Consider the following 20,381-nt stretch of genomic DNA (forward strand, 5'->3'; position numbering starts at 1 on the left):
TCCACGGGCAGCGACAACTGAGAAAGAACCCCCTCCGAGTCCGCCATCTGCGGCACGACAGCGGGAGAAACAAAACTCACCGCGTCAATGTGTTTGAATCCCGCGTCGATCAACCGGCGGAGGTAACCGGCTTTGATCTCCGGCGAAATTTGTCCCGGCAGCCCTTGCCAGGCATCCCGTGGGCACTCGACGATTTTGACCGCTTCATCCATTTGAGTCGCAACCTGCATCGGCGCCGAGTTGCATCGCTGAAGTCGATGCACACGCAGTTACCCGCGCGACGGATAGACCTTGAGAATCTCTCTCGCAATCACCATGCGCTGAATCTCGCTGGTGCCCTCGCCGATGGTGCACAGCTTCACGTCACGATAATACTTCTCGGCGGGGTAGTCTTTGATGAATCCGTAGCCGCCGAACAGCTGCACGGCGTCGTCACAGATGCGTACCGCGACCTCACTTGAGAACAGCTTGGCCATTGAGGATTCGCGCGTCACCTTGCGGCCGGCGTCCTTCAGCACCGCGGCTCGTTGTGTAAGGAGGCGCGCCGCATCCAGTTCAGTCGCCATATCGGCCAGCTTCCATTGGATACCCTGAAACTCGGCAATCGCCTTGCCGAACTGCTTTCGTTCCTTCACATATTTCAGGGCTGCGTCCAAAGCGCCCCTGCCGATACCAAGCGCCAGTGCAGCGATCGAGATGCGGCCGCCATCGAGTACGCGCATGGCATCGATGAATCCCTCGCCCTCTGCGCCGAGCAAGTTCTCCTCGGGAATTTCGCAGTCCTCAAAAATCAGCTCGCTGGTGTCGCTTGCGCGCAAGCCAAGCTTGTTCTCCTTCTTGCCAGGACGAAACCCCTTCGTCCCCTTCTCCACGACAAATGCCGAAAGCCCGTGCGTTCCTTTGCTCCTGTCGGTAGACGCGATCACCACGGCCACATCTGCATAATGACCATTGGTGATGAATGTCTTGTTCCCGTTCAGAACATAGCGATCGCCTTTCCTCACCGCGGTTGTCCGCGAATTGCTGGCATCAGAACCCGCACCCGGCTCAGTCAATCCCCACGCAGCCAGCCACTCGCCGCTCGCCAGTCGCGGCACATACTTCTTTTTCTGCGCCTCATTTCCTGCCAGGAAAATATGATTCGTCCCGAGCGAATTGTGCGCCGCGACAATGATGCCGATCGAGCCATCCACGGCGGCCAATTCCTCGATTGCAAGAACGTAATCGACGTATCCAAGGCCTGAGCCGCCGTACTCGGGTGGGAAGATCACGCCCAGCAATCCCATCTGCCCCAGTTTCTTCACCGCATCAAGAGGAAACTCGCTCGCCTCGTCCCACTTCATAACGTTGGGCGCGATCTCGCGCGCCGCGAATTCGCGGATCTCGCGACGAAGTTGCTCCTGCTCCTCGGTTAGAACAAACGGATACAGGCTTTCATTTGTTTCGAGCGCGACGCTCATGCTGTTTGGCTCCTTTGCGTCTGGGGGTTGGACGCCAGCCTAAGCTGCTGACTGGTTAAGATGCCGATTGTATGGAGGTCAGACCATGACCCAGCCTGTTCGTCAGGTTTGCAGCACTCCCGGGTTGAACTTCGGTACGTCAGGATTCATTGCGCATGCCTCAAGCGCAGTAATCAGCACGTCTCTCGTTTTGGCAGGGTCGATAATGGCATCGATCCAGAGGCGGGCGGCGCCATATCGCGGGTCAGCCTGTGCATCGTAGGTTGATTTGATTTCGTTGTAAAGAGCCGCTCTCTCGTCCTCTGAAAGCACCTTGCCTCCGCGCTCCACCTGCTTGGCGCGTACCTCCGCCAGTGTTCCCGCCGCCGACGCTCCGCTCATCACGGCATACCGGGCCGTCGGCCACGCAAACAGAAACCGGGGATCGTAAGCCTTGCCGCACATGGCATAGTGCCCGGCTCCAAAACTACCGCCAATAATCACCGCAATCTTCGGCACGACGCTGGTGCTGACCGCCGAAACCATCTTCGCGCCGGCGCGGATAATGCCCGACCACTCGGCGTCTTTGCCAACCATGAACCCATTCACATCATGCAGAAAGATCAGGGGCACCAGGTTCTGATTGCAATCCATGATGAAACGGGCCGCCTTCTGCGCTCCCTCGGTGTATATGACGCCGCCTACCTCAATTCGCTTCGCCCCTGCTGACGGCCCCATCGCGACGATCTGATTCTGGTTAGTCTTCTGGTTCGCGACAATGCCGACAGCGTGTCCGCCGATGCGCGCATACCCACAAAGAACTGTCCGGCCGAATTCTTCCTTGTACTCATCAAATTCGCTGCGATCGACGATGCGCGCGATCACCTCGTGCATATCGTAAACGTTGCTCGTGCCCGGGGCCGGATTCAATAAACCGTAAGCATCTTCGATTGGGTACTTCGGCGCGTCGCGCTTTTGATCGAAAGCTGTGCGACTAAATCGCTCTTCCGCAGCACTTGCGGGCGCCCGGTTGCCCAGCTTGTCTACCAGCGAACGCAGCCGGGCGATGCAGTGGTGATCGTCCGGCTCTTTGAAGTCGACGGTGCCTGATATCTCGGCATGCATTGTGGCGCCGCCGAGTTCTTCAGGATCGGTCTTTTGTCCAATCGCCGCCTGCACGAGAGAAGGGCCGGCGAGAAAAAGGCCCGAGCCCTCCGTCATCAGCACCGTATCGGTCATCACCGGCAGATAAGCTCCGCCTGCAACGCACATGCCCATGATCGCAGTGATCTGCGGAATGCCCAGCGAACTCATCACCGCATTGTTGCGAAACACGCGCCCGAAATCGTCCGTATCTGGAAAAACGTCTTCTTGCAAGGGCAGAAAAACGCCTGCCGAATCCACGAGGTAGAGCGTAGGAATGCGGTTCTCAAGGGCAATATTCTGCGCGCGCAACACCTTTTTGGCCGTCATCGGGAAGAATGCGCCCGCTTTCACCGTTGCATCGTTGGCGATGATCATGCAGAGCCTTCCGCACACCCGGCCAAGTCCGGTAACCACGCCCGCTCCCGGCGCTCCGCCATACTCGCCATACATCTCATACGCTGCCCAAAGGCCTAGTTCGAGGAACTCTCTACCTTCATCAAGCAGCAATTTCAGGCGTTCCCGCACCGTCAGGCGCTTCTTAGCGTGCTGTGCGGCCGCCGCTTTCGTGCCGCCTCCAAGCCGAATGGTCTCTTCCTGGGATCGAACGGTTGTAAGCAAGTCGAGCAGCGCGGCCCGGTTTGCTTTCGCGCGGGCAGATTGAGGATCAAAGCTGGAACCGATCACGTTTTTAAGTTTCGAGCTTTCGGCCATTCTTCACTCACACAAACTCGCAGACTATAGCACCTTGGATGGTACCGGCGTCCATTCCGTCTCACAGCAACGTGAGCTACTCCACGTTCAGATGAGCTTTTTTGACCGCGCGCCGCGCCAGTAGAGAAACAGACCGATCAGGATAGACGCGGCCGTTCCGCCAACCAACTGCAACTCGAAGGCGGCTGTGTTCGTTCCTCCCGGCGGAAAGAAAGACAAGATGATTCCGATCAGAACCACGAGGAATCCAAGGGCACCGCAAATCCACACCCCCACAACTCCTCCGGGCACAAGCACAGCATGCGGATTTTCCTTTCGATCCTTTCGTGTCGAGAGGCGTATGACCGCTGCAAACATGTATAGGAAAGGAATGAAATAGAGAATGATCGCCGCGCTGACGACAAGCTGATATCCAACCAGAATGCTCCTCGTCTGTATCTGGCTTAGAACAAGAATTGTCCCGGACAGGACGGCCTGCACGAGGATCGAAATGTAGGGCGTTTTCCACTTCGGATGAATCTTTCCGAAGGCCGCAGGCAGGTAGCGATCGATCCCGACGACAAACGGCACACGAGCGATCCCCGCGACCGTGCTTCCCACGCCGCCGGCATTCCCCACCGTCACCAGCATGGCTGCCAGCACACCGAGCAAGCCCATCTTCAAGGCCATAGACCCGACTGTGATGGCACTGAACACGCCGCTCTGAGGGTCAATACTGGCAGCCGGCAACAGGGCAAGAATCGCGAAGGTGCCGCCGATATACATCAATGCGATCAGGGCTCCGGCTCCGAAAACCGCTCGCGGCAGCGTGCGACGAGGGTCGCGCACTTCTTCGCTCATCGCCGAGACCAGTTCGAGCCCCGTGAAGGCAAAAGCGATCTGCGACCAGAAATTCACCGTGTCCCAGTTCCACGCCGGCATCATGTTCTGCACAGTAAAGTGCGTTGCAGACCCGTGCTTGAACACGACAACCACGGCTACAACGCCGAGAATTACCAGTGGCAAGTACGTGCCGACGCCGCCGGCATTCTGCAGCCATTTGCCGATATTCAGGCCAATGATGTTGAGAACCACGGCAACCAGCAGCAATCCCAGTGAAACGCTGAGCAGAAATGTCCGGTCCTGCGCCAGCTGCGCTCCGCGTCCGCCGATGATGTATGCAGCCATCGACGCGCTGGCCAGCAGGAGGCCCGGAAAATAGAAGACCGTGTAAATCCAGTAAGTCCAGCCGGCGATAAATCCGTGAAAATCGCCGAAGGCCTCCTTCGACCATGCGTACAGGCCACCCTCCTCAGGAAACCGCGAAGAAAGCTCGTTAATCACGAGCGCGCCGGGCACGAAGAAGAACACCGCGGCAATGACCCACAGGCTGATCGACGACGTCCCGTTATGCCCCGCGGCCGCAATCCATCGAGGTCCAAGGACCGTAGCGATGTTGAACAGCAGCACATCCCAGAAACCCATGGTCTTGCGCAACTGCGCCTTGGTCTCCTGCGCGGGCGGCGCAAAGATCGTCATAAGGCCCCCCCAGCATTCACGCGGTCACCATCTCTCTGCATAAGCGATCATCATAGTGGCGCTTTGTTCGACCGCACAATGTCGAGCGCCACGCAATTATCAACTGCCGAGTGGAAATCGCTCTCGGACCTCGTAGCGGGAACCTCCTGCTCCAAGAAGGGCCTCATACAGCAGGAATTCTGTCGCCGCGAAAGTGGGAACTCCCGGGTTCTCTTTGACCCGCTGTTTGAGTCGCCGAAGAGCTTTCATCCGGTTGTCGCCCTTCGCCCGTGCCAACGTCACGTGCGGATGAAACGGCCGATCTTCAGCAACAAACCCGCATTGCGCCGTGGCAGCGAGCACGAGGTTCTCCAGCCCAAGCATCTGCGCCGAGACCCTTACCCCCGCGAAGAAAACTCCCGCTCTCTCGAAGAAGCCAGTTCCATCAAGCTGCACGGGCACTGCGGGTGACCGCACATCCCGAAGCCGCCCCACGACACAGCCAGCCTTTTCGCCTGAGGCTTCTCCGAGAAACTGCAGCGTGATGTGCCACGAGTCAGGGGAACTCCAGCGGAGTCCGTCGCCTGCGGATCGCAGACTTTGAGACAACTTCTCAAGCGCGTCAATCACTTCCGAAGCAAGCGGAATTCCGATAAAGAGGCGCACGTCGGGCCTTCGTCAAAGATACTTCGCAAACGACTCAATCTGCCTGGCCTGGTGATCTCGCCGCTCCACGGGCGACGAAAGAACGGTGGATGTCGAGGTTGCGCCGAGCGCTGAAAGCCTGTCGATCATCGCCTCCAGGTGTCGTATGGAAACAACATCAGCTTCGATGACGAACGATTCCGCGCCGGTGATTCGATGGCAGCGGCTGATCTCACTCATCTCTTTCATGGCGGTCACCGTTCGGCTTATCTGCAGTTCGCCTCCCGGAATCGTAAGCCTTACCAGAACGCGTATCGGCACCCCCAGCTTTGCGCTGTCAAGCGACGCATGATAGCCGGTGATCACGCCGGCTTCTTCAAGGCGATGAACGCGCTCCGCCACCGCTGGCGTCGAAAGGCCGATCTTCCTGCCGAGTTCCGCGAAAGAAACCCGCGCATTTTGCTGCAATGCTTCCAGAATCTTCCAGGCAATTGCGTCGAGGTCGATTCGATTCGGTGTGGTCTTGTGGGCCATGTGCCAGCAATCCTTAAGTTCCTCTCCTATTATGCTTAAAGCCATTAGGTTTTGACCTCCGTTTTTTAGGCGATACCCATTTTCAGTGCCTTTTCTGCGTCCTAAAGTAGGGGTCAGCCGGGAATACATTCCCCGTTCGCTTCCCTCGTCCCCGGCACAGGAGGTACCGCATGAGCGCAACCGTGCACTCTGCTCCCGCACACATTGGTTCAAAGCCGATCACCGAGTCGATTCCCACCGGCAACGATTTCCTGCCTCTCAAAGGCACAGACTTCGTGGAGTTTTACGTCGGCAACGCCCGCCAGTCTGCCTACTTTTACCGCGCCGCTTTCGGCATGTCCCTGATCGCTTATGCGGGACCGGAAACTGGCCAGCGCGATCGTTCGTCTTACGTCTTGCAGCAGGGAAAGGTTCGTTTCGTGCTGACCACGCCTCTGCGCGGCGGTAACGCAATCGCCGAGCATGTCGGGCGCCATGGCGACGGAGTAAAAGTCATCGCGCTCTGGGTCGACGATGCCCGTGCCGCATGGACGGAGACCACGGGTCGCGGCGCCGTCAGCGTGGCCCAGCCTTATGTCCTCGCCGACGAGCAGGGACAGGTCGTCATGTCGAGCATTCGCACCTACGGGGATACGATCCACACATTCGTAGAGCGTCAAAACTACTCCGGTGCGTTCCTTCCTGGCTATCGTGCCGTCAGAAGCGATCCAATCGCCCGGCCGACTGGGCTTCTCCACATCGACCACATGGTGGGCAACGTGGGCTGGCACGAGATGGAGGAGTGGGTGAAGTTCTACGCCGAGATCATGGGCTTCTCGCTCTACCAGCACTTCGACGACAAAGACATCTCCACCGAGTACTCCGCTCTAATGTCAAAAGTGATGGCGAACGGCAACGGCTACGTGAAGTTCCCCATCAATGAGCCCGCCGAAGGAAAGAAGAAGTCTCAGATTGAAGAGTATCTCGAGTTCTACGGTGGCCCCGGCGTGCAGCACATCGCGCTTGCCACCGACGACATCCTGCATACCGTCAGCAAACTCGGCGAGCAGGGCATCGAGTTTCTGCATGTTCCGCACACGTACTACACCGAATTGCAAAACCGCATTGGCAAAATCGACGAGCCGATCGACGAATTGGAGAAGCTTGGGATTCTCGTCGATCGCGATCCAGAAGGATACATGCTGCAGATCTTCACGCGACCGGTGGAAGATCGGCCTACGCTGTTCTTCGAGATCATCCAGCGCAAGGGCAGCCGCAGCTTCGGCAAAGGAAACTTCAAAGCGCTCTTTGAAGCCATCGAGCGCGAACAGCACGCACGGGGAAATCTGTAAGGCACAGGAGGCGTGAAATGAAAACTGAAGCACTTTCCGTTGCCGTTCCTTACCTCATCGAGCAGGACTACCCTGCCTATACCGAGGAGCAGCACGCTGTGTGGGCAGAGCTTGTGGGCCGGGTGCTGCCCGAGCTTGAGAAGCACGCATCGCACGCTTACCTGGATGGCTTCCAGATCATCGGCCTTCAACGCGACCGCCTTCCCCGGCTATCCGCGATCAGCGCCCGCCTTGAGCCGAGAACAGGCTGGAATTCCACGCCGGTCAGCGGATTTTTGCCGGCGCCGGCATTCTTTGAGATGCTCGCAGCGCGCCGCTTTCCAACCACAACCTGGCTGCGCAGCCGCGATTCGCTTGAATACACGCCGGAGCCGGACATCTTTCACGACGTCTTCGGCCATGTGCCGATGCACGCACATAAGGTCTTCGCCGATTTCCTCGAGCGCTATGGCCAGGTTTGCGCATCCATCCAAGATGAAGCGGTACTGGAAAAGCTCGGCCGCCTCTTCTGGTACACAGTGGAGTTCGGATTGATCCGCGAGAACAACGAGATCAAGGTCTACGGCAGCGGTCTCATCAGTTCCCACGGCGAATGCATGAACGTCATTGAGGGACATTGCGCCATCCACGACTTTTCATTGGCCGAGGTGCTTTCCACTCCGGTAAAGGTGGATGAGTTGCACAAGCTCCTTTTTGCAGTCTCCAGTTTTGATCAGATATACGAAGCGATGCACGAGGCCGAAAGCCGCGCACGCCAGAACCGCTTGTGAAAGGTGAAAAGCATGGCTGATGTGATCCAGTACCAGACCGGCTTTGGAAATGAATTTGCCACCGAAGCTGTCGAAGGAGGTCTACCGCAAGGCCAGAACGCGCCGCAAAAGCATCCCCTCGGCCTCTACACCGAGCAGCTCAGCGGATCCCCGTTTACCGCGCCGCGCGCCGTCAATCGCCGCACCTGGACCTATCGCATTCGCCCCTCCGTAACGCATCGTCCCTACGAGGAGATTCCCGCAAGACTGATGCGCAGCGGACCGTTTCTCGAAGTCCCCACCTCACCTAATCAGCTGCGTTGGGATCCGCTCCCCATCCCCAAAGAGAAAACCGACTTCGTCGACGGCATCGTGACGCTTGGCGGAAACGGCGATCCCGCCATGCAGCAGGGTGTTGCCATCCACCTCTACGCCGCCAACATATCCATGCAGGATCGATTCTTCTACACCGCAGACGGCGAATTGCTGATCGTTCCCCAACTCGGCGCTCTCCGTTTTCACACGGAGCTTGGCATCCTCGAAGTGGCCCCCGGCGAAATCTGCGTCATCCCCCGCGGTATCAAGTTCCGCGTAGTTCTGGCCGAGAAGCAGGTTCGCGGCTACATCTGCGAAAACTACGGCCTGCCCTTCCGCCTTCCCGAACTCGGCGCCATCGGCGCAAACGGCCTCGCCAATCCGCGCGATTTCAAAGCCCCCGTTGCAGCCTTTGAAGATCGCGAAGGCGATTTCCGCATCACTTCAAAATTCCTTGGCCGTCTCTGGTCCGCTGTTATCGATCACTCGCCGCTCGATATCGTGGCATGGCACGGCAACTACGCACCATGCAAATACGACCTTGCCCTCTTCAACTGCATTAACACCGTCTCCTTCGATCACCCCGATCCATCCATTTACACAGTGCTGAGCGCGCCGTCGCATGTTCCCGGCACGGCCAACTGCGACTTCGCCATCTTCCCTCCGCGCTGGATGGTCGCCGAGCACACCTTCCGTCCGCCATGGTTCCATCGCAACCTGATGAACGAGTTCATGGGCCTCGTCTTCGGTGCCTACGATGCCAAGGCCGAGGGATTCGTACCCGGGGGAGCCAGCCTGCACAACTGCATGGCCGGGCATGGCCCGGACGCCGAGACCTTCGAGCGGGCTTCTTCTGCAGAACTCAAGCCGCAGTATCTTGCCAACACTCTTGCGTTCATGTTCGAGACTCAGATGGTGGTTCGCCCCACCGAGTTCGCCATGAGTACCCGCATCCTGCAGCATGAATACTTTGAATGCTGGCAGGGACTGAAGAAACACTTCAAGCAGGGATCGCAGGCAAAGCCGAAGAAGAAATGACCGCCATCGAAACCCTGCTCGCTGGGCTCTTTGACTATGCAGGCCTGTATCCGCCTGCGAGCCTGAGCCTGCGCTCGGCTGCGAACAACTATCTCGAATATCGACTCAGCAAACATGCCGGGGCCCTGGGCCGCTTCATCCTGAATCTCGATCGCCTCGATGAGTTTCGCTCGGTCACAGCGGATTCTTCCCACCACTTTGCCCTGAGCGTAATTGCTGCGGAAAATACCGATTGGGCCGCCCTCGCTCAAGGAATCAATTCAGGACTTCGCTTTGAATGTCTGGAAATCAAATGCAGTGAACCATCCGCAATCAAACGCATCGCTCAGCAGCTTCCGCGAAATATGATGGCATACTTTGAAGTGCCAATTCACCCGAGCAGCCGCGTCGCTCTCGAAACAATCCAGGAGAACGGCGCGCGAGCGAAAATCAGGATGGGCGGTGTGGTTCCTGACGCGATACCCTCCGTTTTCGATGTTGCGCAAATGCTCAAGACCCTCGTCGACCTCCGACTTCCATTTAAGGCAACCGCGGGGTTGCATCATCCCCTACGCTCAAAGCAGGCATTGACTTACAATTTGGAGGGTCCAACCGGCACGATGCACGGATTCGTCAACCTCTCATGCGCTGCGGCGCTTCTCTTTTTCGGTGGCGACGTCGAGGAGGCAAGGTGCCTGCTCGACGAAGAGGATCCCGCCGCATGGGAAATTCGAGCGGATTCGCTTCGATGGCGCAATCAAGCCTGGACAGCCGACCAGATCGCGAACATTCGCCGCGACTTCTTTCTCGGTATTGGAAGCTGCTCCTTCGAAGAGCCAATTCATGATTTGGAGTCTCTCGGATGGCTTTAATGAGCTGGGTCGAAAGCGCGAACTCGCCGGACACGGATTTCCCGTTGCAAAATCTGCCCTATGGCGTCTTCAGCAACAATGAGGAGACGCGCATCGGTGTTGCCATCGGCGATCAGGTACTCGATCTGCGCGCCTGCGCTCACTATGGCCTTCTCAGCGAACTCCCTCCCGACGCTATCGAAGCCTGCACGCAGGAATCCTTGAACGATCTGATGGCCCAAGGCTCCGAAACCTGGTCCGTTCTCCGCCGCCAACTCACCGCTCTTCTCGCCGAAAGCGCGGATTCCGCCGTGAAATCACGCGTGCAGCCTTTCCTGGTGCCCATGCGCGATGCGCAAATGCAGCTACCCGCACACATCGGCGATTACACTGACTTTTACGCCTCGATCCATCACGCCACGCGGGTCGGCAAGCTCTTCCGCCCTGACAATCCGCTTCTGCCCAACTACAAATATGTCCCCATCGGCTATCATGGCCGCGCCTCGTCAATCGTCGTCAGCGGCACCGCCGTCCGCCGCCCTTGCGGCCAGATAAAGACCCCAACCGAAACCGAACCGACATTCGGTCCGTCGCGCTCCCTCGACTACGAACTCGAAGTCGGCATCTTTATTGGTCGAGGAAATCCGCTCGGTGAGCCCATTGCGATCGATCGGGCAGAGCAGCACATTTTCGGCCTCTGCCTCGTCAACGACTGGTCTGCCCGCGATATCCAATCCTGGGAATACCAACCCCTCGGTCCATTCCTCGCCAAGAACTTCGCAACCACGATCTCCCCGTGGATCGTCCCTATGGGAGCTCTTGCGCCCTGTCGCGTGCCGGCCGCAGCTCGCGCCGAAGGCGACCCAGCGCCCCTTACGTATCTCACCCCATCGAACGCGGCTCGCAGCGGCATCGACGTTACGCTCGAGGTTTCTCTGCAATCGGAAAAGATGCGCCAGGCCAACATCACGCCAGTCCAGCTCAGCCAGGGGAATCTCCGCGAGCTCTATTGGAGTCTCGACCAGCTGCTCACCCACCACGCGAGCAGCGGCTGTAACCTTCGTCCCGGCGACTTGCTCGCCACCGGTACCATCTCCGGCCCTGAGGAGGGCTCCGAAGGCTGTCTCCTCGAGATGAAACACCGCGCCGCGACGCTCAAACTGCCCAATGGTGAAACCCGCACATTCCTCGAAGATGGCGACCAGGTAATCTTTCGTGGCTATTGCCAAACCCCGGGCCTTCCCCGCATCGGTTTCGGCGAGTGCACCGGCAAAATCATTTCGTCGAGTTCCACCTCGGTCTGAGCCACCCCCTCGGCTTTGACAGGCTGCCGATTATGCTCCTCCTCCCGGATCCGCCCCCTTTCCCAAGCCGCGTCGCTCCTCTTTCCAATGCCGTTGTCTTGAAACCAGCTTGCGGAGATCGGGATGACGGCATTCCCTTCGTATGTCACACTTGAGTTGTGGGATACCCGCAGGAAGCGGGCCTGTAGCTCAACGGTCAGAGCAGGGGACTCATAATCCCTTGGTTGGGGGTTCGAATCCCTCCGGGCCCACCAGATCAATCGGGTGGATTGTCCGTCCTATGACGCGGGTTCTCCCAACCGCGCCTTTGCGGTCGCCGACCATCCCGGCCCGTATACTCAAGCCAGCGCATGTCGACCCGACTCGACAAAATTCTCGACACCACGCGAGCCACCGTTGCCGCGGCCAAAACGCGCGTACCATTGGCCGATCTGGAGCAACGGGCTGCCCTTCATCAGCCGCGCGGATGGGCTTCGGCGCTTCGCAGCCGGTCCCTCTCTGATCCCGCCGTCATCGCCGAAATCAAAAGAGCTTCTCCGTCAAAAGGACTGATCCGCGAAGACTTCGATGTGGCGTGGCTCGCCAGAAAATATCAAGACGGCGGTGCCGCCGCACTTTCTGTCCTGACGGACGAACCTTACTTTCAGGGAAGCCTGCGCAATCTTGAGATCGCATCATCCGCAACCAACCTTCCCTGCTTGCGCAAAGACTTCATTGTCGATGAGTACCAAATCGTCGAAGCGCGCGCCCACTGCGCAGATGCAATTCTGCTCATTGCTGCCGCGCTCACCAGCGCCGAACTAAGACGGTTCGCGGCTGCGGCCCACGCACAGGCCCTTGATGTCCTCGTCGAAGTGCACACTGCAAACGAACTTGAGGGAGTTCTCGATGCTCTCGGCGAAAACGGCGCCGAGGCCATCGGCGTCAACAATCGCGACCTGAAGACTTTTGAAGTGCGGATGGAAACCTCGCTCGAACTCGCGGACCGCATTCCGTCCTCGCTGGTTCGCGTCGCAGAAAGCGGAATCTCAACTTCTCAAGACATCGATCGCCTTCGGGCCGCAGGCTTCAGCGCCTTTCTGATCGGCGAGAGCCTGATGCGGCAGCGCGATCCCGGCGCAGCACTCTCTGCACTTCTCGCAGATTCCAGAGTCGCCCGATGAATCTCTGGATCAAGATTTGCGGCAACACGTCGCTCGAAGACGCAGCCCTCGCAGCCGATGCTGGTGCCGATGCCCTTGGGTTCGTCTTCGCTCCCAGCGCGCGTCGCGTCACACCTGGGCAAGTTGCCAGAATTGTTCCGGATCTCCCCGCCACAGTCGAAAAAATCGGAGTCTTCGTCGACGCAACCTTTGCGGAGATCGAGGCGACCGTTAGCGCCTGCAAGCTCACCGGAGTTCAATTGCAATTTGCAGCGGCCCCAGCGATCCGGTCGCAGTTGCGCGCTAGCTTCGGTCCCAGTCTCCGGATCCTGCAGACGCTGCATTTTAGTCCGGCCATTGCTGCGCAAGCCGCCTCTCTCGCATCCGACATAAATATAGACGCGCTTCTCGTCGATTCCCGCACCGCCACAGCACCGGGGGGCACCGGCATTGTGTTCGACTGGAATGCCGCCGCCACCAGTCTCTTCGGCGATCTCAAATACCCCCATAAGGTTGTCGTCGCAGGCGGACTTACCCCCGACAATGTATCCGAAGCCATTGCGGTCCTGAAGCCCTGGGGCGTCGACGTGGTTTCCGGCGTTGAAGCAGCCGCAGGCCGCAAAGAACCTGCAAAGGTACGCACCTTTATTGCGACCACCCGAGCCGCATTCGCCAAAGACACGCGCGAAGCCTGACCCGAGCCTCCATTTCTCCCTCTCCTTTTCCCCTTGTAAACTGGAAAAGATCGTCTCACACCCAGGAATCTGCAGGAGGCCGGCCCCATGGCATCAGTGATCCTTCCATCCACCCCATCGGAATCGCGTCCGGGGCGCTTCGGCATCTATGGTGGCCGGTACGTTCCCGAGACCCTGATGGCGGCGCTCCTTGAGCTGGAGCATGAATACGAGCTTGCCAAGGCCGACGTTGCGTTTCAGTCCGAACTCGACGGCCTGCTGCGCGATTTTGCCGGGCGGCCAACGCCGCTCTACTTCGCCAAAAGACTTACAGAAGAACTCGGCGGCGCCAAAATTTACCTGAAGCGCGAAGACCTTCTTCACACCGGCGCACATAAGATCAACAACGCGCTCGGCCAGGGATTGCTAGCCAGGCGCATGGGGAAAAAGCGCATCATCGCCGAGACCGGAGCCGGTCAGCACGGCGTGGCCACTGCAACCGTGTGCGCACTGCTCGGCATGGAGTGCGTGATCTACATGGGCGACGTGGATATGGAGCGACAGGAGCTGAATGTTCTGCGCATGCGCCTGCTTGGGGCAGAGGTCCGCGGCGTTTCCTCCGGATCAAAAACCCTCAAAGACGCCATCAGCGAAGCCATGAGGGACTGGGTCACCAATGTCCGGACAACTCATTACTTGTTGGGCAGCGCACTGGGTGCTCATCCCTATCCCACCATGGTTCGCGATTTCCATCGCTGCATCAGTATTGAGATGAAGGAGCAGATTCTGGGGAAGGAAGGCCGCCTGCCAACTGCCGTCATCGCCTGCGTGGGCGGCGGATCCAACGCAATCGGCGCTTTTTACGAGTTCATCCCTGATCGCCAGGTTCGGCTGATTGGTGTTGAGGCGGGTGGACGCGGCACCGAACTCGGCGAACACGCTGCACGATTCAGCGGCGGTGTTCCAGGAGTTCTGCAAGGCACATTCTCGTATGTCCTGCAGGATGAAAACGGACAGATTGCGAATACGCATTCCGTCTCCGCCGGATTGGACTACGCCTCCGTTGGTCCGGAGCACGCCGCGCTTCACGACTCAGGCCGCGCCGAATACGTCTCGCAGGATGACGCGGCCGCGCTTGAGGCTCTCGTCAAACTGGCACGGACTGAAGGCATTCTGCCTGCTCTTGAGAGCGCGCATGCGGTGGCGGAGTGCCTGCGGATTGCCCCGGCGTTTTCTCAGCGTGACATACTGATAGTGAATCTCTCTGGGCGCGGCGACAAAGATATGGGCATCCTCGCGCGCGAACTGAAAATCCTGGGAGCGTAACCGACTTCAATGACACTTAGCTTCAGCCACAAACCAGGCTTGGTCGTCTATTTGACGGCCGGCGATCCCAGCGTCGAAGCCACACGCGACATCGCGCTTGCCGCAATCGATGCCGGCGCCGACGTGATTGAGCTGGGTGTTCCTTTCAGCGATCCCCTGGCCGATGGGCCCGTGATTCAGCGCGCCAGTGAACGCGCCGTGGCTCGCGGAACCAGCATGGCCGATGTGTTCAAGATCGCCAGTGAGATTCGTGCGGCACGGCCCAATGCAGGCCTCGTCATCTTCACATATCTCAATCCCGTTCTCCGCTACGGCTTATCTCGATTCGCTGACGACGCTGCGGCGGCCGGCGCACACGGCGTTCTCATCACCGACATGATTGTCGAAGAAGCCGATGAATACTTGTCGGAAATGAATCGTGTTGGCCTCGCGCCGATTTTTCTGGCCGCGCCCACAAGTCCCGACGAACGGCTCGAGGCGATCGCCACGCACTCCAAAGGTTTCGTCTACGCCATTTCGCGCGTCGGCATTACCGGCAAGCAGCAGAGCATGACCGCAGATGCGGCCGCACTGGTCGCCCGCATTCGGCGATGGACCGGATCGGCTGGCGTTGGGCTGCCGGTGGCCGTCGGATTTGGCATCTCCACTGCCGAACATGTTGCGCAGGTTGCGGAGTTTGCCGATGCTGCGGTGATTGGCAGCGCGATTGTGGAGTTGATTGAGGGATCGACCTCTGATACTGCCCCCGAAGCCGTTGCACGATTTATCAAGGGTCTGCGTCTGCCCCAGGCGGCGCTGGCCCGGTGAAGAGAGCAGCCTCAAGCTTCCAGCCTCCAATTTCCAGCCCGTCTGCGGGAGAATCAGCCGCTTAGGCTTATTCAGGAAGATCGAGCCGAGGGCCTGGAAATTAGCAGCTAGTCGCTCACTTATCGCGAGGAATGAATGACGCTGGAAGAATTGCGGAATCAAATCGATATTCTGGACCGCCAGCTTGTGGAACTGCTGAGCGAGCGGGCCCGCGCCGCGTTGATGATCGGTCATCTGAAAGTGGCGACCTCCCTGCCAGTCTATGAACCGGCACGCGAAAAAATCATTTACGCCAATGTGCGCGCCGCCAACAAGGGGCCGTTGCCGGATATCGAGTTGACGCATATCTATGAGCGCATCATCGACGTGATGAGGGCACTGCAGAGGAACGAGTTGGCTTCAGAAAGAAATGCCCTCAAGGGCCAGGACACAGGCGCATCGCAATCACGGCAACAGGATCTCGTTGCCGGAAATCCCGGAGCAGCGCCCGAGACAGGGAACGAAAAATGATCGTTGCAATGCAGGAGCAGGCTACCGAAGAGCAGATTGACTTCGTGATTGAAGTAATGGTCGAAGCGGGAGTCGGCGTTCATCGCACCACGGGCGCAACCCAGACGATTCTGGCGGGCGTGGGCCCGACAGCGACCATCGACCTCACCAAATTCGAGAATCTGCCAGGCGTTCTCCGCGTCCACCGCATCAGTTCACCATACAAATTGGCGGGCAGGGGGTTTCGTCCGGAAGGCACCGTGGTTGATTTCGCCAACGGCGTGAAGCTGGGTGGCGAACAAGTTGTCGTGATGGCGGGTCCGTGCTCGATAGAGAATGAAGCGCAGATCTTTGAGACTGCCAAACGCGTGAAGGCGGCGGGGGCAAGCTTTCTGCGCGGGGGACCTTACAAACCGCGCAGCTCGCCGTACGCCTTCCAGGGCATGGGTATTCCGGGGTTGAAACTGATGTACGATGCCGCGCGCGCCCATGAACTGTTGGTCGTGAGTGAAGTCATGGAGATTGCACAGATCGAGTCTATGCTGCCATTTGTCGACTGCTTCCAGGTGGGCGCGCGCAATATGCAGAACTTCAACCTGCTTCGCGAACTGGGACTAGCTCGCAAACCAGTTCTGCTTAAGCGTGGAATCGCAGCCACCATCGAAGAACTGCTGCTTTCGAGCGAATACATCATGTCCGGTGGAAACTACGACGTGATTCTATGCGAACGCGGCATCCGCACCTACGAAACAGCCACACGCAACACGATGGATATCTCCGCGATTCCTGTCGTTAAGAAGTTCTCGCATCTGCCTATCGTTGGCGATCCATCGCACGGAACAGGTCATCGCGACATGGTTGCCCCGATGGCGCGTGCCGCCGTCGCCGCCGGAGCCGACGGCATCATTGTTGAAGTTCATCCCAATGCGGACAAAGCCGCGTCAGATGCCGCGCAAACGTTGTACCCCGATCAGTTTGAAAAACTGATGGCAGACCTTCGGGTCATCGCCAAGGCGGTGGGACGAACGCTGTGAACTGAAAGAGTCTTCATGATGGAACGCGTTGCCATTCTCGGTACTGGCCTGCTGGGCACATCGGTGGGCCTCGCTCTGCGCGCCGCAGGATTCCACGGTTCAATCGTCGGCTGGAATCGCAGCCGGGCCCAGGCCGAAACTGCGTTGTCGATGGGCGCAATCGACTCAATCGGTACAGATCCGATCGCCGTCGCAAGAGCAAGCCAGGTCGTGCTCCTCGCAGTTCCTATTTTTGCGACGCTCGACTTCATGGAGCAGCTCGCGCCGGTTCTCGGACCGAGCCAACTAGTCACCGATGTGGGCAGCACAAAAACACAGATCACCGAATCCGCCGACCGCCACTTCAATACCATCGATCGCGCCGGTTTTCTCCCCGGCCATCCAATGGCTGGCAAGGAGCGCGGCGGCGCCGAGATGGCCGATGCCAACCTTTTCCGCAACGCTGTTTGGCTCTTCACGGATTTTCCGGCCTGGCAGAGATCGGCGGAGTCCGCGGCGCTGGCAAGGAACTGGCGTGAATGGGTGATTGCCATGGGTGCGCGCATCCTCGACCTCGGTCCGCAGCGCCATGACGAATTGGTTGCGTGGGTGAGCCACCTTCCGCAATTTGCGGCCACGGCGCTGAGCGCGGTGATCGAGGATGAGATGGGCGAAGCGCCGGAACTGAAAGATGTCGGTGGCCGGGCACTTCGCGAGATGACGCGGCTGGGAGCCAGTCCCTGGTCAATGTGGCGCGACATCGCTCATACCAACACGGATGCCATTGCCGCCGCGCTCGAGGCACTTGAACAGCGCCTTGCGCATATCCGCGAAAACCTGCGCACACCGCAGTTGCGCGATGAATTCGAAAAGGCTAATCGCTTCCGGCGGGAGTAACTCGTCGAAGGCTCAAGCCGTTTGCTCCACGGCTTCCAATTCATCCTTCTCGGGGTCGAGAGCCTGGAAGCCTTCGGCTCTGGCAGCCTCCAGCAACATCAACGAAGCCGAAACGAAAATGATTTCGGTTCCCCGGAACATCTCGCGGGCCACCAGCGCGGCGCCCAGTTGGAGCGTTTCGGGCCAGCGCAGTTTGGTGCGGTCCAGCAGTTGCCGGGCCGCTTCGAGCACCGCGGGATTCAGCGGCTCCTGCACCATGCGGGCGGCTTCAATTCGGAGTATCTCGAATGCGGCGGAGGCGTCTGCTGCGCTGATGTCGCCGGCTCGCTCGCGCCGGCGTATCGCAGCATAAACCTCGAGAGGCGTGCTGGCGGCAATCAGTTTGCGATTGTCTTCGACGGTTTCCATCAGCCGTATCAGAGCGTTGGTACCGGGTTCCTGCACGAAGAGTTTCGCGAATGCCGTGGAGTCGAGAAAGTAGCAACTCACAGCTTTCCCCGTTCCTCTTGAATCGCTTCGCTGATCGGATCGCCCTGCAACACAACAGGGTGGAAGCGCTGAGTCTCTTCCGGCACGCCGGCTTCGGCGCGATTCAAACGAATCGTCGTCGTCGGATACGCGGGGGTCTTGGGATTTGCGATTTTGCTGGTAAGAACAACTCCGCGCTGAATGGCCTCGGCGAGTACGGCTTGCCGCGATTCGGGATGCTGATTCCAGCGGAAGGCCTTTCGCGGCAAAAACGAGTCCCGGAACCATTTCAAGGCGATGAACGCGTGGCCTCCGCGTTCTGCTTCGGCCAGGGCCGCGCAAAGTTCCTTGACACGCGCATCCAGATCGGCGGGAACCGCTGCGATATCTTCAGCATCATCATCGAAACTCACCTCGATCGGCGCTCGCGAACCGCGACCTTGCCTTACAGGTGATCCACCCTCGTCCAGGCGTTCAAAGTAGATGCGAACCTCATCCTCTTCCGGCGACCAGCTCTCTGCCGACGCATTCCGCCGCTTGCTGCGCCCATTTTCGCTGCATAGTTCCACAATCGCCTGATACCCGTGGGGCGCCAGAAAGCGAAGCGCGCGGACAAGCCCCGGGTCCTGCGAAAACGCCAGTTCGCTCAAGGCTTCTTCAATAATCTCTTCCGCGTCTGGAACACTCAAATTGCTTATGTCTACGCTGCTTTGCGCAGCCCGATTCGACTTCATGAACTGTCTCCGTATAGAGCTTCTTTAGCCTGTCCCTTTTCTCGCTGCGCTCTGATGAAATCTAACCCTGGAAACGACGGCGCTTTTTCGGCGGGCGACAGGTCCCCGATCTGGCTGTAAATGAACCACTTGGTTTCTCGAACGGTGTATGGGTTAATGGCGGTTTTTAATCTTGCCGAAGCGACCCGATCGCCATTTCTACGTCTTCTTGATACCCCACAGGAGCGAGAAAACTTTAACTAAAAAGCACTTCCAGCCTAACCACGCACTTAGTGTAAACGATTGTGCAACCTAACCCCCCATTAATGCAAGGACATCCCGGGGCCGGTAACCCAGGATTCTGCCGAAAATCTTGTTCCGGTCCCGTATTTTTCAAGGGCGCCATATTCGTACAATAGAAAGATGCGGCGCTGTCCCCTTCTTCTGTTGTTTGCTTTATTGATTTTGAGAAGTACCCCTGCACACAGTCAGGCGGCACCCGCTTTCGACCTTGTCGGGCCGAAGGTTGATGTCCATGTAAAAAGGGGAGATGTCACACTTGCCATTGGACAAGTGCCAAATCTTCTTCCCGGTGACCGGTTGTGGGTCCATCCCGATTTCCCTGAAAGTCAGTCCACGCACTTCGTGCTGATTGTCGCCTTTCTGCGGGGAGCCACGAATCCTCCCCCCGCAGACTGGTTTACGCGTGTGGACACCTGGACGAAACAAGCCCGCGAAGAAGGTATTTTCATTACCGTTCCCGCTGAAGCCCAACAGGCCATCTTGTTTCTTGCTCCGGCCACAGGAGGCGACTTCAGCACGCTGCGCAACGCGGTCAAGGGCCGGCCGGGGACCTTTGTCAGAGCTACGCAAGATCTGCAGGCGGCAAGCCAGGACAGGATGCGCCTGGACACCTACCTGGCAGAGGTCAAAGTCACCTCGCAGACTGACCCGAAGTTGCTGAAAGAACGGGCCCAGAAGACAGCATCTGTCCTGGGTATCCGGGTCGAACAGCAGTGCTTCGACAAACCCACGGATCAGCAGGCCCCCTGCCTGACGCAACACACCGAGGGCCTGGTTATGGACGACGCCAATGCCTCAAATCGCGTGGCTCAGTTAACCAGCGGCAGCACAGGGGATCTGATGAATCAGCTGAGCTACTCAGCGCTGGCGGGCGCCGGCGTCTACAGCCCGTACATCGGCGCCATTGTGGACACGGCCCGGATTCTCGCGTCCTTGCACACTGCGCACTTCCAATACATTCCTGCCCTGGCGCTACCTGACAAAGATACCTTGAACCTGCGCCTGAACGT

18 protein-coding genes, 1 tRNA gene and 3 pseudogenes are annotated in these 20,381 nt (G+C 58.6%); 14 read left to right on the forward strand and 8 right to left on the reverse strand.

Going from position 1 to position 20,381, the window contains the following annotated elements; translation table 11 throughout:
• The 6 genes and pseudogenes from WA354_RS07105 to WA354_RS07130 form a co-directional block, all read right to left on the reverse strand.
• A pseudogene (locus tag WA354_RS07105) lies at positions 1–212 on the reverse strand (hydroxymethylglutaryl-CoA lyase); the annotation flags it as partial.
• 57 nt (positions 213–269) lie between these two features.
• Positions 270–1,460: an acyl-CoA dehydrogenase gene (locus tag WA354_RS07110; protein ID WP_472812306.1), complete on the reverse strand. Its 1,191-nt coding sequence runs from the start codon at positions 1,458–1,460 to the stop codon at positions 270–272.
• A 102-nt stretch (positions 1,461–1,562) separates the two neighbouring features.
• Positions 1,563–3,296 carry an acyl-CoA carboxylase subunit beta gene (locus WA354_RS07115; RefSeq protein ID WP_472812307.1) on the reverse strand — a complete coding sequence of 578 codons (1,734 nt, stop codon included), beginning with the start codon at positions 3,294–3,296 and terminating at the stop codon, positions 1,563–1,565.
• An 87-nt stretch (positions 3,297–3,383) separates the two neighbouring features.
• Entirely contained in the window at positions 3,384–4,814 is a 1,431-nt protein-coding gene (locus tag WA354_RS07120) for an APC family permease (RefSeq protein WP_472812308.1), read from the reverse strand.
• A 99-nt stretch (positions 4,815–4,913) separates the two neighbouring features.
• On the reverse strand, positions 4,914–5,459 hold the full coding sequence (gene thpR, locus WA354_RS07125) for an RNA 2',3'-cyclic phosphodiesterase (RefSeq protein ID WP_472812309.1): 546 nt from the start codon (positions 5,457–5,459) through the stop codon (positions 4,914–4,916).
• 12 nt (positions 5,460–5,471) lie between these two features.
• A complete protein-coding gene (locus WA354_RS07130) occupies positions 5,472–6,017 on the reverse strand; it encodes an Lrp/AsnC family transcriptional regulator (RefSeq protein ID WP_472812310.1) in 546 nt (181 codons plus the stop codon).
• Between the two features lie 125 nt (positions 6,018–6,142).
• Here WA354_RS07130 and hppD point away from each other — a divergent pair, with 125 nt between their 5' ends.
• The 13 genes and pseudogenes from hppD to WA354_RS07195 all read left to right on the forward strand — a co-directional run bounded on the left by hppD (position 6,143) and on the right by WA354_RS07195 (position 17,887).
• Positions 6,143–7,303 (forward strand): 4-hydroxyphenylpyruvate dioxygenase, encoded by a 1,161-nt coding sequence (gene hppD, locus WA354_RS07135; protein ID WP_472812311.1) that lies wholly within the window; start codon positions 6,143–6,145, stop codon positions 7,301–7,303.
• A 14-nt stretch (positions 7,304–7,317) separates the two neighbouring features.
• Positions 7,318–8,073, forward strand: a pseudogene (locus WA354_RS07140) (phenylalanine 4-monooxygenase); the annotation flags it as partial.
• A gap of 12 nt (positions 8,074–8,085) precedes the next feature.
• Positions 8,086–9,405, forward strand: coding sequence for a homogentisate 1,2-dioxygenase (hmgA, locus tag WA354_RS07145; RefSeq protein ID WP_472812312.1), 1,320 nt, complete (start codon positions 8,086–8,088; stop codon positions 9,403–9,405).
• Positions 9,402–10,256 carry a hypothetical protein gene (locus WA354_RS07150; protein ID WP_472812313.1) on the forward strand — a complete coding sequence of 285 codons (855 nt, stop codon included), beginning with the start codon at positions 9,402–9,404 and terminating at the stop codon, positions 10,254–10,256. The genes hmgA and WA354_RS07150 overlap by 4 nt, the downstream gene beginning before the upstream one ends.
• Positions 10,256–11,539, forward strand: a complete 1,284-nt coding sequence (gene fahA, locus WA354_RS07155) for a fumarylacetoacetase (protein WP_472812314.1) — start codon at positions 10,256–10,258, stop codon at positions 11,537–11,539. The genes WA354_RS07150 and fahA overlap by 1 nt, the downstream gene beginning before the upstream one ends.
• Before the next feature lie 178 nt (positions 11,540–11,717).
• Positions 11,718–11,793: transfer RNA gene (locus WA354_RS07160), tRNA-Ile, on the forward strand.
• A gap of 96 nt (positions 11,794–11,889) precedes the next feature.
• Positions 11,890–12,702 (forward strand): indole-3-glycerol phosphate synthase TrpC, encoded by an 813-nt coding sequence (gene trpC, locus WA354_RS07165; protein WP_472812315.1) that lies wholly within the window; start codon positions 11,890–11,892, stop codon positions 12,700–12,702.
• Complete coding sequence (locus WA354_RS07170; RefSeq protein ID WP_472812316.1) at positions 12,699–13,376, forward strand: phosphoribosylanthranilate isomerase; 678 nt, start codon at positions 12,699–12,701, stop codon at positions 13,374–13,376. Before trpC ends, WA354_RS07170 begins: the two co-directional genes overlap by 4 nt.
• An 87-nt stretch (positions 13,377–13,463) precedes the next feature.
• Positions 13,464–14,681, forward strand: a complete 1,218-nt coding sequence (gene trpB / locus WA354_RS07175) for a tryptophan synthase subunit beta (RefSeq protein ID WP_472812317.1) — start codon at positions 13,464–13,466, stop codon at positions 14,679–14,681.
• Positions 14,682–14,690: 9 nt separating this feature from the next.
• Entirely contained in the window at positions 14,691–15,488 is a 798-nt protein-coding gene (trpA, locus tag WA354_RS07180) for a tryptophan synthase subunit alpha (RefSeq protein ID WP_472812318.1), read from the forward strand.
• 135 nt (positions 15,489–15,623) lie between these two features.
• Complete coding sequence (locus WA354_RS07185) at positions 15,624–15,998, forward strand: chorismate mutase (RefSeq protein ID WP_472812319.1); 375 nt, start codon at positions 15,624–15,626, stop codon at positions 15,996–15,998.
• Entirely contained in the window at positions 15,995–17,011 is a 1,017-nt protein-coding gene (gene aroF / locus WA354_RS07190; protein ID WP_472812320.1) for a 3-deoxy-7-phosphoheptulonate synthase, read from the forward strand. Before WA354_RS07185 ends, aroF begins: the two co-directional genes overlap by 4 nt.
• 15 nt (positions 17,012–17,026) lie before the next feature.
• Positions 17,027–17,887: a prephenate dehydrogenase gene (locus WA354_RS07195; protein ID WP_472812321.1), complete on the forward strand. Its 861-nt coding sequence runs from the start codon at positions 17,027–17,029 to the stop codon at positions 17,885–17,887.
• Between the two features lie 12 nt (positions 17,888–17,899).
• Here the strand turns inward: WA354_RS07195 and WA354_RS07200 are convergent, their stop codons facing one another.
• The gene (locus tag WA354_RS07200; protein WP_472812322.1) at positions 17,900–18,376 is read right to left on the reverse strand and encodes a type II toxin-antitoxin system VapC family toxin; all 477 of its coding nucleotides are present in this window, start codon (positions 18,374–18,376) and stop codon (positions 17,900–17,902) included.
• A complete protein-coding gene (locus tag WA354_RS07205; protein ID WP_472812323.1) occupies positions 18,373–19,089 on the reverse strand; it encodes a hypothetical protein in 717 nt (238 codons plus the stop codon). Before WA354_RS07205 ends, WA354_RS07200 begins: the two co-directional genes overlap by 4 nt.
• Before the next feature lie 552 nt (positions 19,090–19,641).
• Between WA354_RS07205 and WA354_RS07210 the strand changes: the two are divergent.
• A pseudogene (locus tag WA354_RS07210) lies at positions 19,642–20,381 on the forward strand (hypothetical protein); the annotation flags it as partial.

The organism is Occallatibacter sp. (assembly GCF_049802275.1).
Lineage (GTDB): Bacteria > Acidobacteriota > Terriglobia > Terriglobales > Acidobacteriaceae > Telmatobacter.